Source organism: Nonomuraea sp. NPDC048901 (assembly GCF_040649695.1).
In the GTDB taxonomy this organism is placed as follows: Bacteria; Actinomycetota; Actinomycetes; order Streptosporangiales; family Streptosporangiaceae; genus Nonomuraea.
The window spans coordinates 24,006-36,398 of record NZ_JBEZFW010000005.1 but is presented as its reverse complement, the minus strand read 5'-3'; the positions used below and the strand labels follow the sequence as shown (position 1 = coordinate 36,398).

General features: G+C 69.2%; 13 protein-coding genes. 6 read left to right on the top strand and 7 right to left on the bottom strand.

All coding sequences use genetic code 11. The features are described from left to right. Positions 1-10 precede the first annotated feature (10 nt). Entirely contained in the window at positions 11-1,234 is a 1,224-nt protein-coding gene (locus tag AB0C30_RS17810) for an MFS transporter (RefSeq protein WP_357944721.1), read from the top strand. Positions 1,235-1,431: 197 nt separating this feature from the next. On the opposite strand, the gene AB0C30_RS17805 is transcribed toward AB0C30_RS17810, so the two are convergent. From AB0C30_RS17805 to AB0C30_RS17795, 3 genes are read right to left on the bottom strand one after another with little or no spacing between them, the layout of a single operon-like run. Beyond that, on the bottom strand, positions 1,432-2,706 hold the full coding sequence (locus tag AB0C30_RS17805) for an FAD-dependent oxidoreductase (RefSeq protein WP_357944718.1): 1,275 nt from the start codon (positions 2,704-2,706) through the stop codon (positions 1,432-1,434). Beyond that, positions 2,703-2,903, bottom strand: a complete 201-nt coding sequence (locus tag AB0C30_RS17800) for a ferredoxin (protein ID WP_357944715.1) — start codon at positions 2,901-2,903, stop codon at positions 2,703-2,705. The genes AB0C30_RS17805 and AB0C30_RS17800 overlap by 4 nt, the downstream gene beginning before the upstream one ends. Next, positions 2,903-4,069, bottom strand: a complete 1,167-nt coding sequence (locus tag AB0C30_RS17795; RefSeq protein WP_357944713.1) for a cytochrome P450 — start codon at positions 4,067-4,069, stop codon at positions 2,903-2,905. The genes AB0C30_RS17800 and AB0C30_RS17795 overlap by 1 nt, the downstream gene beginning before the upstream one ends. 139 nt (positions 4,070-4,208) lie before the next feature. On the opposite strand from AB0C30_RS17795, the gene AB0C30_RS17790 reads away from it, so the two are divergent. The 4 genes from AB0C30_RS17790 to AB0C30_RS17775 all read left to right on the top strand — a co-directional run bounded on the left by AB0C30_RS17790 (position 4,209) and on the right by AB0C30_RS17775 (position 7,056). Next, complete coding sequence (locus AB0C30_RS17790) at positions 4,209-4,823, top strand: TetR family transcriptional regulator (protein WP_357944710.1); 615 nt, start codon at positions 4,209-4,211, stop codon at positions 4,821-4,823. Positions 4,824-4,929: 106 nt separating this feature from the next. Beyond that, on the top strand, positions 4,930-5,076 hold the full coding sequence (locus tag AB0C30_RS17785) for a hypothetical protein (RefSeq protein ID WP_357944707.1): 147 nt from the start codon (positions 4,930-4,932) through the stop codon (positions 5,074-5,076). A gap of 184 nt (positions 5,077-5,260) precedes the next feature. Beyond that, on the top strand, positions 5,261-5,569 hold the full coding sequence (locus AB0C30_RS17780) for a hypothetical protein (protein ID WP_357944704.1): 309 nt from the start codon (positions 5,261-5,263) through the stop codon (positions 5,567-5,569). Further along, positions 5,560-7,056 carry a glycosyltransferase family 39 protein gene (locus AB0C30_RS17775; RefSeq protein WP_357944701.1) on the top strand — a complete coding sequence of 499 codons (1,497 nt, stop codon included), beginning with the start codon at positions 5,560-5,562 and terminating at the stop codon, positions 7,054-7,056. Before AB0C30_RS17780 ends, AB0C30_RS17775 begins: the two co-directional genes overlap by 10 nt. A 473-nt stretch (positions 7,057-7,529) precedes the next feature. On the opposite strand, the gene AB0C30_RS17770 is transcribed toward AB0C30_RS17775, so the two are convergent. Beyond that, positions 7,530-7,715: a hypothetical protein gene (locus AB0C30_RS17770; RefSeq protein ID WP_357944698.1), complete on the bottom strand. Its 186-nt coding sequence runs from the start codon at positions 7,713-7,715 to the stop codon at positions 7,530-7,532. A 133-nt stretch (positions 7,716-7,848) separates the two neighbouring features. On the opposite strand from AB0C30_RS17770, the gene AB0C30_RS17765 reads away from it, so the two are divergent. Beyond that, a complete protein-coding gene (locus AB0C30_RS17765; RefSeq protein WP_357944695.1) occupies positions 7,849-9,162 on the top strand; it encodes a cytochrome P450 in 1,314 nt (437 codons plus the stop codon). A gap of 589 nt (positions 9,163-9,751) precedes the next feature. Here the strand turns inward: AB0C30_RS17765 and AB0C30_RS17760 are convergent. The 3 genes from AB0C30_RS17760 to AB0C30_RS17750 all read right to left on the bottom strand — a co-directional run bounded on the left by AB0C30_RS17760 (position 9,752) and on the right by AB0C30_RS17750 (position 12,393). Then, positions 9,752-10,573, bottom strand: coding sequence for an NAD(P)-dependent oxidoreductase (locus AB0C30_RS17760; protein ID WP_357944692.1), 822 nt, complete (start codon positions 10,571-10,573; stop codon positions 9,752-9,754). 136 nt (positions 10,574-10,709) lie between these two features. Beyond that, positions 10,710-11,927, bottom strand: a complete 1,218-nt coding sequence (locus AB0C30_RS17755; protein ID WP_357944689.1) for a hypothetical protein — start codon at positions 11,925-11,927, stop codon at positions 10,710-10,712. A gap of 64 nt (positions 11,928-11,991) precedes the next feature. Then, positions 11,992-12,393 (bottom strand): hypothetical protein, encoded by a 402-nt coding sequence (locus AB0C30_RS17750; RefSeq protein ID WP_357944687.1) that lies wholly within the window; start codon positions 12,391-12,393, stop codon positions 11,992-11,994.

Genomic DNA, 12,393 nt, shown 5'->3' with positions numbered 1-12,393 from the left:
AAAAGCCCCCGTGATCCAGACCTTCTTCCCTCAGGACCGCGTCGCCCGCTCACTGACCGTCAGCACGATGGCGTTCGCGCTCTCCAGCGGCGTCTTCTACACCGTCAGCACGCTGTACTTCACGCTCGTCATCGGGCTCAGCGCGACGACGGTGGGTCTCGGGCTGGGCATCGCGGGCGGCACCGGGGTGATGGCCTCGTACGCGGGAGGGTGGCTGGCTGACCGGGTCGGCGCGCACCGCGTCCAGACGGTGGCGACGGGGCTCAACGGGGTTGCGCTGCTCGCCTACACGTTCGCCTCCGACGCCGTCGTGTTCGCCCTGATCGCCTGCTTGGCCGTGATCATGCGTTCGGTGTGCTCCTCGTCGAAGCAGGCGATGCTGGCGCGGTGGTACACCGGCCCGGAGCGAGTCGAGGTACGGGCCCGGATGCGCGTGGTCACGAACGTCTTCATCGGCCTGGGCACGGTGGCCGCTGCGGCGGCGCTCCTGATCGGCACCGCTTCGGCGTACCGTGTGGCGATGATCGTCGCCGGCGTCTTGCTGCTGGCGGCCACCGTGCCGCTGGCCGGGCTCGGGCGTCAGGTGCCGGAGCTCGCCGCCAGGATGACCGCCGTCAGGGAGCGCACCGCGTCCACCGGGCCTTCGCCGCTCCGGGACCGTACGTACATCGCGAGCGTGGCGTGCAACGCCGTGGTGGCCACGCACTTCGGCCTGCTGACCGTCGGCATGCCGCTCTGGGTGGCCACCATCGACGCGCCCACCGCCATCGTCTCGGTGCTCCTCGTCCTCAACACCGTGGTCGTGGCCGCACTCCAGGTGCGCGCCTCGCGCGGCACCGACGACGTGCGCAAGGCCGGGCGCACGGTCAGGCGCGCGTCGTGGCTGCTCGCGATGGCATGCGGTCTGTACGCCCTGGCCGGCTACGGAAACATGATCGTCGCCTGCGTCCTGTTCGTCCTGGCCGCGTTCGCCCACACCATGGGTGAGATCCTGGGCGAGGCGGGTGGCTGGGGCATGGCCTTCGAACTGGCCGACCAGCGCAGCGCCGGTGCTTACCAAGGCCTCAGTCAGACCGGCTACGCGATCGCCGCCATGTTCTCCCCGATCCTCGCCACCACCGCCGTCGAACACGGCACCGCGGGCTGGGTCGGCCTGGCCGCCCTCTTCGTCCTGGCGGGCACGGGCGCCGCCGCGGTGGCCCGGCACGCGGCCACGATGATCCCCGCCGCCTAGCGAAGAGACGGAGCTGCGACGAGTCCACGTCCAGATGGTCCCGCTCCCGACCACACCAGGCACACCGTCGAGGCCGCTCACCGCGTGGATGGTATGGCCGGAGAAGCAGTGGAACATCCGAAGATCATTCATGCGCGAGACCGCATCCCCGCTAGTGGGCGGTGTGGCGCGGGAGTGCCGGTACACCGTCCAGGTGTTCAGGTCCCGCTAGTCATGGATCGGAGGGCGTCGGTGACGTGCCCGCGGGCGAGCCTGACGCCGCGCGGATGGTTCCAGCCGATCGCCGCGGTGGGGACGCCGTCCACTTCGGCCAGGGCGGCGAACCGGCCGCTGCCCGGCTCGCCGTCGAGTGGGCGCAGGCGGGCGCCGGGTGGGATGTGGCCGTGGATCTGGAGCTTGACGTCGTACTGGTCGGTCCAGAAGTACGGGATCGGGGTGTACGGCGCGCCGTCGCCCATGATGTCGGCGGCTACGGCCATGGCTTGCTGGGTGGCGTTGGTGCGGTTCTCCAGGCGGATGCTCGTACCCAGAAGCTCGTGGTGCCAGCGGGCCACGTCGCCGACGGCGTACACGCCCGGTGCGGCCCGGCAGTGGGAGTCGCACTCGACGCCGTCGGTGAGCGACAGGCCGCTTCCGGCCAGCCAGCCGGTGGCCGGGATGGACCCGACGGCGATCACCACCACGTCGGCGGGGACACTCTCGCCGCTGGTCAACTCGACGGCACCGACCCGCTCGGCCGGACCACCCCCGCCTAGACGATCCGCACCCGGGCCGTCCCTGCCCGAACCATCCCCGGCAGCCGCTCCTGTCAGGCCGGCCACGCCCACCCCGGTGCGTACCCGGACTCCATGGCTTTCGTGGAGTGCCCCCACCAGGCTGCCGAGCTCGTCGCCCAGCTGGCGGACCATCACGGTCGGCAGGGGGTCGACGAGCGTGACCTCGGCGCCCAGGGTGCGGGAGGTGGCGGCGATCTCGCAGCCGAGTACGCCCGCACCGATGACCGCGACCCGCCGCGCCCCGCGCAGCCGCTCGCGCAGGGCCAGGGCATCGTCGAGAGTGCGCAACGTATGCACCCCGCCGAGGTCATCAGCGCCCAACGTGTGCGCGCCGGCAAGGTCCCGCAGGAACGGCGGTCGGCGCGGGCTCAGCCCGGTGGCGATGACGAGCGTGTCATAGGACAGCGTCCGCCCGTCGTCGAGATCCACCGTACGGGCGGTGGTGTCGAGCCGTTCGGCGCGGCGGCCGAGGATGAACTCGGCGCCGAGCGCGTCGAGCCGCGCGGGGTCGCGCAGGAAGACGCGTTCGGCGGGCCAGGCTCCGGCCAGCACCTCCTTCGACAGCGGTGGCCGGTCATAGGGCAGATGCGGCTCCTGCCCGACCAGCCGGATCTGCCCGGCGTACCCCTTGGCCCGCAACATCTCCGCCACGGTGAGCCCCCCGGCCGAGGCGCCGACGATGAGCACGCCGCTCACGGCTCCTCCGTCAAAGCGATGGCCGTGGCCGGGCACAGCAGCGCGGCCTCGCGGACGGCCGCGTGGAGTTCGGGCGGCGGCGCGGGGTCGAGCAGGACCACTACGCCGTCGTCGGGGTGCTGGTCGAAGACTTCAGGAGCGCTGAGCACGCACATGCCCGCGGCGCAGCAGCGTTCCGGGTCCACGTCGATGCGCATCACACCACGTCCCAGGTGACCGGGAGCCGGTGCACGCCGTAGATCATCATGTCGGTGCGCAGCGGCACCTCCTCCGCCGGTACGTCCAGGCGCAGCGTCGGGAACCGCTCGAACAGCGCGGGCAGGCCGACCTGCAGCTCGACGCGGGCCAGCTGCTGGCCCAGGCACTGGTGGACGCCATGGCCGAAGGCCACGTGCCCGGTGGCCGGGCTGCCCAGGTCGAGTACGTCGGGGTCGGCGAACTGGTGCGGGTCGTGGTTGGCCGCCGGGATCGACACGGTGACGGTCTGACCGGCCTTGATCAGCTGCCCGCCGAGCTCGATGTCCTCCAATGCGGCCCGGTGCAGGCCGGGGACGATGCTCAGGCGACGCAGCAGTTCCTCGACGGCCCTGCCGGCGTCGGCGCGCAGGAGCGCGAGCTGGTCGGGGTGGCTCATCAGGGCGAAGGCGCTCAGGGCGAGCATGTTCGCGGTGGTGTCGAACCCGGCGCCCATGAGGATGCCGCCGATGACGGACAGCTCGTCGTCGGTCAGGTCGCTGTCGTTGGCCAGGCCGCTGAACAGGTCGTCGGTGGGCTGGACGCGCTTGGCCGCCGCCAGGTCGCGCATGAACCCCTGCACCGCGGCGAAGGCGGCGACCTTGTCCTCCGGAGATATGCCCATGCCCCCGAGCACGGCCATGTGGTGCTGGAACTCGGCCCGGTCGGCGGTCGGCACGCCCAGCAGTTCGCAGATCATCAGGGCCGGGAGCGGCAGCGCGAACGCCTCCACCAGGTCCACCGGCGGGCCGTGCCGCTCCATCGCGTCCAGGTGTTCGGCGGTGATCTGCTCGATCCGGCCCGTGAGCTGACGCATCCGGCGGACGGTGAACTGGCCGGTGAGCAGCTGGCGGTAGCGGGTGTGCTCGGGCGGGTCCATCGAGGGAAAGGCGCCGGGCGGCGCGGGCCGGGGCTTCGCGCTGAGAGTCGCCCCGGGGAACGGGCTGTGGGTGAGCTCGGCCCGGTGGCTGAATCGCTTGTCGGCCAGGACCGCGCGGACCAGGTCGTGCCTGGTCACCAGCCAGCCGATATGGCCGTCGGGATAGGCCATCGGGGCCACGGGATGTTCGGAGCGCAGGTGCCCGAGCTCTTCGGGCGGGTCGAAGGGACAGCCTGGGCGACGCGTCATCGGAATCGGGATCGGGCTCGGGTACGAGGGTGCGGACATCTCATTCCTCTCTGGTCTGGAGGTGACGCGGCTCCACCTAACACCACTAAGAGCAAAAATACAACTAGTGTAAAAACAGTCGTGATGTAAGCTCGTCCCCGTGGAGGAGACACGGCGTGAGCGCAAGAAGCGCCAGACCAAGCAGCTGCTCGTCAGCACCGCGTACCGGCTGTTCAGCGAGCAGGGCTACGAACGGACCACCGTCGCGCAGATCACCTCCGAAGCGGATGTGGCCACGAAGACGTTCTTCAACTACTTCCCGAGCAAGGAGGACGTGCTGTTCTCCGACGCCGAGCACTACTACGAGGCGGCGCTGGAGGTCCTCGCCGAGCGGGCACCGGATGAAGGGGTCCCGGAGCTGCTGCTGCGGACCTACGACCGGGTCATCGCCCGCTATCTCGCCGACGGTCCGCTGGCCGGCGACCGCGAGCGGATGGAGGTCTACGGCAACCTGATCATGACCGTCCCGGCCGTACAGGCGAAGGCCCTGCACGTGCTGTTCGACCTGCAGAGCAGGATCGCGGGCGCGTTCGTGAAGGCCTTCCCGGACGAGCTGGACCCGATCAGCGCGGCGGCCGCGCTCGGCTCCCTGCTGGGCGCCGTCCAGGCGGCCACGCGCGCCTGCGGGGAACTGCACGGCCATTCGGAGGAGGAGTACTTGAAGGCGGGCCGCCGAGCCGTCGAGATCGCCATGCGCGGACTGGGGACATTGTGACCGGGCTCTTCTCGTACGAAATGCCGATGAACCCCGCCATGCCTAGTCCGCGACCACACGCTCAGGTGTGTCAAGCCAGAGCTGCTGCCCCTGAGAAGTGACGGTCATGCCGTACCTGGAGGTCATGCGCACCCGGGTGCCGGGCAGACACCAGATCAACGCCCGCTATGACGTCTGCTGCGCGCTGCCCACCCAGGGCATCGCGCCGGCCGCCCTAACGCCGGAGGCGTTGCCGCGACGGGCGCGACCATGAACGCTGGTCCATCACCGCCCCAAACCCCAGGAACCCGACCCCTCCCTTTCAGAGGCATGAGCCACGCAGCGCCGCTCATGAAACACGTCCTACATACCGTCTCCCACAAGGCCAGTTAACCGGCGCCTTCAGACGTCACCAACGTCGCCAGAGCATCGAGGATCGGCGACGAGGTGATAGCAACATGATATCAACCAGCTATCAGGCAGCACTGAGGCTCGTTGACTGCTGGACTCATCATGAGCGCGAACACGGGCAAGGACATGTCCGCACGTCGAATCGGTCGACGGCGGCGGTCGCAGGCGTCAATCGCACGGCGGCCGAGCGTGAGATCTTCGGGCCGCGCGGCGAACGGTCCTCGCCGACCGGATCCGTCGAGCGGCGTCGAGCCGGCCGCCACCTCTTCCGGCTGGTCCTGCGCTACGGCGATCGCGAAAGCCCTACCGATACGACCGGTGGTGATCACGACCGATGGTTGACGGCGTGGATGTGACGAGGTCGCCGGCGGGTTCCCGATCGTGGGCGGTGCCGTGGCCGGTGTGGCTGGTGGCCGGGCTGATGGTCGCCGGGTTGCTCAGCCTTTCGGGGGCGTACGGCTTCCATGGTGACGAGATGTACTTCGCGGTGGCGGGGCGGCATCCGGCGTTCGGGTACGTGGATCAGCCACCGCTGACGCCGTTGCTGTCGGCGGCCTCGGTCGCGATCCTGGGGGCCTCGCCGACGGCGGTGCGGATCCTGCCGGCGCTGGAGATGGCCTCGGTCGTGATGATCGTGGGGTTCATCGCCCGCGATCTGGGTGGCTCGCGCCGGGCGCAGATACTGGCCGCGGTGACGGCCGGCCTCTCCGGGTATCTCGGCGCGGGGCATCTGGACACCACCACCGAGCTGGACCTGCTGGTCTGGGCGGTGGTGATGTGGTTACTGGTGCGGCTGCTCGCCGGCGGGGATCGGCGGCTGTGGGTGGCGGTGGGGCTGAGCGCGGGCATCGGGCTGGAGAACAAGGACACGCTGCTGTTCCTCGCCGCGGGGCTCGCCATCGGGGTGCTGCTGTGCCGGCGCTGGGAAGTCGTCCGCTCACCGTGGGCGGGGGCTGCGGCCGTGATCGCGGCCATGATGTGGGCCCCGAACCTGGCATGGCAGGCCGTGAACGGCTGGCCGCAGCTGACGATGGCCTCGCAGATCGCCGGGTACGCGGCGACGAACCGCGCCCAGGCCCTGCCGTTGCTGTGGCTGTTCACCGGTCCCTTGCTGTTCCCGGTCTGCGTCATGGGCCTGGTCTGGGTGCTGGGGTCGCGGGCGGCCGCGCCTTGGCGACCGCTGGGGGTCGCCGCCCTCGTGGCCATGGTCTTGGTCCTGCTCAGCGGCGGCAAGGCGTACTACGCGATCGGCAGCGCCGCGCTGTTCATGGCGGCCGGCGGGATCGTCCTGGACAAGTGGATCGCCCGGGGCCATCGACGGCTCAAGATCGCGGGGTTCGGCGCGGCGGGCGTCGCCTCCGGTGGGCTGATCGCGCTGCTGACCCTGCCGGTCCTGCCGGTCGGTGCTTACGCCAAGACCACCCTGCCGGCCACGGTGCCCGACGTGGCCAACCAGATCGGCTGGCCACAGTTCGTTGGGACCGTGGAACAGGTCGTAGCCGGGCTGCCCCCGGCGCAACGCGCCCACGCGGTGATCCTGGCCAACAGCTACAGCGAGGCCAGCCCTCTCATCCTCCTCGGCAAGAGCCTGCCGCCGATCCACTCTGGCCACAATTCCTACTGGACCTGGGGACCCCCGCCCGCCGAGCGCACCGTCGTCGTCCACGTCGGGGACTGGCGACCGGCCAACTGGGCCCAGTACTTCACCGGCTGCCGGGACGCGGCCCGTATCGACAATCGGCTCGGGATCGACAACGGCGAACAGGGCAAGCCGGTCACGGTGTGCACCGGCATCCGCGCCCCGTGGACAACGATATGGCCCGCCCTCCGCACCATCAGCTGACCCAGCAAGCCCGCCTTGACCAGCAGCGCCGCAGCCCACGTCGCCGCCGTGAACCTCGGTATCCCGACATTCCGCGACATCGCCAGCGAACGATCATCGGGAACGAACGCTCAGGGCATTGACCCGGCTCAGCCGGGTTCCGGTGGGGTCTGCTCAGGACACCGATCGCGTGTCACGCGTACGGCCGCCCCGTGAGCCGCCTCTTAGCTTGACGTTTAACCTGCGATCTACACATTTGCCGTGAGGGTCGCATGGGTGACGTCTGCTGCTGTAACGGATTGTGGCGATCTGGGTACGGGCAGGCGCTATGCGTAGGGCGGCCATCGCCTCATCGTCGAGTTGAGAAGACCACGGGGAGAGGCGGTGGCCGTGACCTCCATTTTGGCGTGCGCGACGGCGAGCGTCCCAGCACCGGTCGGGGAAGGCTCGCGTACCCAGGCGCTGGATGACCTGTCGGAGTTCCGAGCCGAACTCTACGACCCCGCGTGTTCGGCCGGCCACCAGCAGTCCTTGCGCTCGATCCCGGACAGCAGCCCGGACAGATGGGCGCGGGCGGTACGGCGCGGTTCCACCCGGCAGAACCGGTCCGCGACCCGGCCCATCAGTTCCTCGAAGGTGACCGGCCAGTCTTCAGGCCCTACGCTGTCGCCCGCGGCCACGTCACGAGCGTCTCGAGTTCGAGCAGGCGCTCGAACTCACTGATGATCACGCGGTGGCCGTACTCATGTGGCCTCAACAGCGAGATCGCGAAGTGTCGCTGGGGCCCTCCCCTGGAGTGCTAGGAGACAGCGCATGCCCACGAAGCCGTCCCTGCCCGAGGTGGTCGCAGCGCTGCTACGCCGGGACCCGGTCGTGCTGTGTACCCGACTGGCGCTCACACACGAAGGAGTTGCCCGGCTGCCGATCCCGGGGCGCCGGAAGTTTTGGGTAGTGAGCGATCCCGACTGCCTTCATCGAATCCTGGTCACCGACGCGACACAGTTCGACAAGGGCGGGCCCATCTATCGGATCATCGCCGATGCCCTGGGCGAGGATGGACTATTCACGGTGAACGATGAGGCGACCTGGCGCCTGCTGCGCCAGATCATGAATCCCGCCTTTCGCCGAGCCGAACTGCGCACCGTAATGGAGTTGACGGCCGATGCTTGGCGGAGCCGAATGGACGCATGGGATCTGCGCGGTCCGATAGACATCTTCAGCGAGCTGAAGCTGCTGAGTGTCGAGGTGTTGATGCGGCATGCGCTGGGGAACGCAGTCGATACGGCCGAGCTCACGCAGCTCGCCCTGCCGGTCTTCGACGGCATGGCGGGGCGAATCTTCCTCCCGCACTGGGCACCTGGGGCGAGCGGCTATCGAAAGGCCATCGCGGCGCTGGATGACAGAGTTAGGTCAATCATCTCCTCGCGCCGGGATCAGGGCACCGAGGCCGGGGACCTGCTCGGGCAGCTGATGACCGCCACCGATCCGCAGACCGGTCACCGCCTAAGCGACCGGCAGGTACGAGACCAGGTCTTCACGCTGTTGATGGCGGGATTCGACTCCACGGCAACCGTGCTGTCGTGGGCGTGCGTCCTGATGGCCGAGCGAGGGGATCAGCTGGACCGGCTACGGACCGAGGTGGTCAATGTCTGCGCGGACCGCACCCCTACACTGGAGGACCTTCCGCGGCTCGTCACCGTGCAGGCTCTGCTGCAGGAGTCGCTGCGCCTGCATCCCGCGTTCCCCATGTTTTTCCGCAACGTCAAGGCGGAGACTCAACTTGGTAAGCACCGGCTCGCCGTGGGCGACCAGATCATCATCGCCCCCTATGCGACGCACCGCGATCCAGCCCGATGGCCCGGCCCGGCGGGCTTCGACTCCGGCCGATTCGCCGGCAGGCTCGACCACGAGCAACGGGCGGCTTATCTGCCGTTCGGCGAGGGAAAGCGGAAATGTATCGGTGAGGACATGGCCACCATGACCGGGCTCCTCATCCTGGCTATGTTGGCGCAGCGGTTTACCGCTTTTCGCCGCCCGGATGGCCATAGCGGCCAGGCGGCCCGATACGCGATGACCCGTCCATCGAGGGACAACGCCCGCTTGATCCTCACGCCGATCGGTGAGTAGGCCGACCTGGTGCGGCAGCCTCCATTTGTTTAAGCTGAGCTGCTTGTATGCGCTGGCCAGGCAGATTTGTTGGTGGAACCAGCGGGCGCGGGCTTGGTGCTGGCGTCGCCAGGCTGACCAGTGGGCGGTGTGTTCCAGTTCGTCGCGGGCAGAAATTTCGGCAAGATATGCGCGCACTACCATGTCGGCGGTCGCGTTAGCTTTTGGCAGGGCAGTGTTTCAGCGCGTTTGGTGGTCTTGCCAACGTCGTGGTGATGGGCAGGAGCCCGGTTCTTCGAGCCCGGGGTCTGCCGGGGCCGGGCCGGGTAGGTTTCGGTGCGCCGGCAGGTAGAGGCAGGCGCGGGGCGCAGGTGCCGAAACCCTCGGCGGACGCGAGCGGGGGTTAGTCGTTCAGGTGGAGCGGGACGTTCCCACGGGCGGCGCAGGTCGGGTGCAAGCAGGCGGGCGAGCCGGGGCTGGGCGTAGACGATGATGATCAGCCAGGTCCAGCGATCGGCGGCGTGCGGGTCGCGGATCTTCGGGGCGGTCCAGCCCAGGGTCTGCTTCCACATGCGGAAGGTGTGCTCAAGCAACGTCAAGCTAAGAGCAACTAACAAAATGACCCATCGGACGGCTGCCGATCGAGAGCATGACGGAGTGTGTAGTCCGCAGTGGCGTAGACGCCGCCCTGAAGCGGGTCACCGGTGAAGTACTGGGTCGCTCCAGGGATCCGGTCCGCATAGACCTCCGCGTCATCTTGAGGGCGATACCCGAGTTGGTCGTCGAGCTCCCAGAACCGGCGGGTATTGGCCGATACCGCGTACGCGGCGGTGAAGGTGATGTCGGGCCGGGTCAGGGCGGACCAGATGAACCCGGCGCAGTCGCGCGGGCTCAGCCAGGTGGCCAGGTGCCGGGGCTCGCTCGGCTCGTGTTCGAGGCTCCCGATGCGCAGGCACACTACCTCCATGCCGAACTTGTCGGCGTACAGCCGCCCCAAAGCTTCCACGGCGACCTTGCTGACGCCGTACAGGCCGTCGGGGCGAGGCGGCAGGTGCGGCGAGACCGTTTGCGCGGCCGGGTAGCAGCCGGTCAGGCGGTTGCTGCTGGCCAGTACCACGCGCTTGGTCCCCGTCCGCCGCGCCGCCTCCAGAACATGGTGGGTGCCCAGGACGTTGCCCTCCAGGAGGTCGGCGAGCGGCGCTTCATCTGGCACTCCGGCCAGGTGCACGACCGCATCGGCACCCCTGATGACCGACATCACGTCCTCGATGCCGGTCAACGAAGTTTGGCGGACTTCCTCGTTCGGCCCTTGAACGGTCAACGGCGCCCGGTCGACGGAGATCAGCCGGCTGAGTCGCCGCCGCAGCGGCTCACGCAACACACTTCCGACCCGTCCAGCGGCACCAGTAAGAACAACCGTCTCCATCGTCATGAACGGCAGTATGTCAACGCCGTCCGACGCTCCTGATCGCAGGAGGTCCCGCATTGATCTTCTCGCGACCGATATCCATGGGTGGGGCGCGGTGGGGATCGTTTTGTTTCGGCTACGTCGCAGCACCCCAGCACCTTCAGGCGAAGAGCAGGGTCAGGCCGCCGATCGTGTAGCAGATCATCAGGACGAACAGCGGGATCTGCCCCGCCACCGCCCTGTCGGGCCGCAGCGGGCGGACGGATCGGTCATGCGCGGCGACCACCCCAACCACGTGCCCGATCACGATGGCCAGCACCTGGACCGTGGCGATCGTGGCCGGGCTGACCACGTTCTGGTCCACCGAGGTGTCGAGGCCGAGTGACAGGATGATCGCGCGCTGGCCCTCGATGACCAGCAGTGAGAAATAGTGCGCGATCAGGTAACCGATCGCGATCGGCACCAGCGAATGGGCGAAGCGGGGCGCCAGTCCCCTGGTCCCGCCGATCAGTCCGGCCAGCCCGAGGCAGGCGCCGTACAGCACCGCCACCCCGGCGATGGCCGCCAGCAGGCCGAGCGTGCCGAGCCCGGCTCTGCCCAGGGAGCCGGACTGCAGGGCGTTCACCCAGGCGGGCGACGAGGAGAAGCCGTCGTAGCCGGTGCCGCCGAGCAGTACGCAGACGGTGGCCACCAGGCCGGGGGCCGGTTCGAGGGCGTCGAGGCCGTCGAACGGATTCCGCAGCACCGGCTTGCCGTCGGCCCGCCTGCCGAAGGGTGCCAGATGGCCGATCAGGGTCGAGTACACCTCGAACGGGTCGCCCCTGGACAGCCACGCGTGGCCGTACACCAAGGTCCCGGCCAGCTGCGCCATGCTGTACAGGCCGCAGAAGACCAGCAGCGTCGCGGGCGCGGCGGGCTCGGGCGCGACCAGCTCCATCCAGGTGTACGCCAGCAGGCCGACGGCGGCGGGCCAGTAGCCGAGCCGCGGTGGCAGTGGCGCGCGCGGCCGGTCGGGCAGCAGCCGGAACGGGTTCAGCACCCGCCACACCGGCCCGAACAGCAGCGAAGCGGGCACGAGTCCGACCCAGAAGAGCACATACACCAGGTACGGGCCGGCGTTGCCGTCAGCGGGGCCGACCACGAGCCAGCCCAGCGTGTACGCGACCGCCAGGAGGGTGAGCACCCGCAACGGCCGGGCAGGTGGGCGCAACGGGAGCACCCATCCCGCCCGATCGCCGCGGAAGCGGGAGTCCGCCCAGAGCAGCCCGAGCGCCAGGAATGACACCACGAGCGCGGCGAATGCCCCGGCATAGGCGTAGAAAAGCGGAATCGGCAGATCGCTGCGACTACCAATCCCATGCGCCAGCACGCCGGTCACCTATCCGCCCACCGTCTCGACCGCGCGCCCGCTACTTGGGCGCCCGCCATCTCGACCGCGCCCGTCATCGAACCGCCACCTGGGTGAGTACGAGCTTGCTCCGGTGTGTCTCCACCTGGAACACGCCGGTCAGGTCCGCGGTGAACCGCAGCGTCACCGGCTCGCCGGGTCGCAGCTCGGCCTTGAGGTCGTAGCCGTGCACGTGTACCTCGTCCGCGACATCACTGGTCACCGTGATGCTGACCGGCTGCCCCTTGGCCACCTCCAGCCACCCCGACGGCGGGCTCACCTTGCCCCCGGCGATAGTGATCGCCGTGTTCGGCCGCGCGCTGGGCTGTCCCGTGGAGACCTCGTGGCTGTTGCCGGGATTGTGGTGGGTCTGCGACAGCGGCCCGCACCCCGTCACCAGCCCACACGCCAACGCACACACCGGGGCACACACCAGGGCGACGACGGCTCTCCTCAC

Coding starts and splice junctions, on each gene's coding strand:
- AB0C30_RS17800 (WP_357944715.1), bottom strand. CDS start 2,903: ATGCGCATCGACGTGGACCCGGAACGCTGCTGCGCCGCGGGCATGTGC.
- AB0C30_RS17795 (WP_357944713.1), bottom strand. CDS start 4,069: ATGACGCGTCGCCCAGGCTGTCCCTTCGACCCGCCCGAAGAGCTCGGG.
- AB0C30_RS17785 (WP_357944707.1), top strand. CDS start 4,930: ATGCCGTACCTGGAGGTCATGCGCACCCGGGTGCCGGGCAGACACCAG.
- AB0C30_RS17780 (WP_357944704.1), top strand. CDS start 5,261: ATGATATCAACCAGCTATCAGGCAGCACTGAGGCTCGTTGACTGCTGG.
- AB0C30_RS17765 (WP_357944695.1), top strand. CDS start 7,849: ATGCCCACGAAGCCGTCCCTGCCCGAGGTGGTCGCAGCGCTGCTACGC.
- AB0C30_RS17760 (WP_357944692.1), bottom strand. CDS start 10,573: ATGACGATGGAGACGGTTGTTCTTACTGGTGCCGCTGGACGGGTCGGA.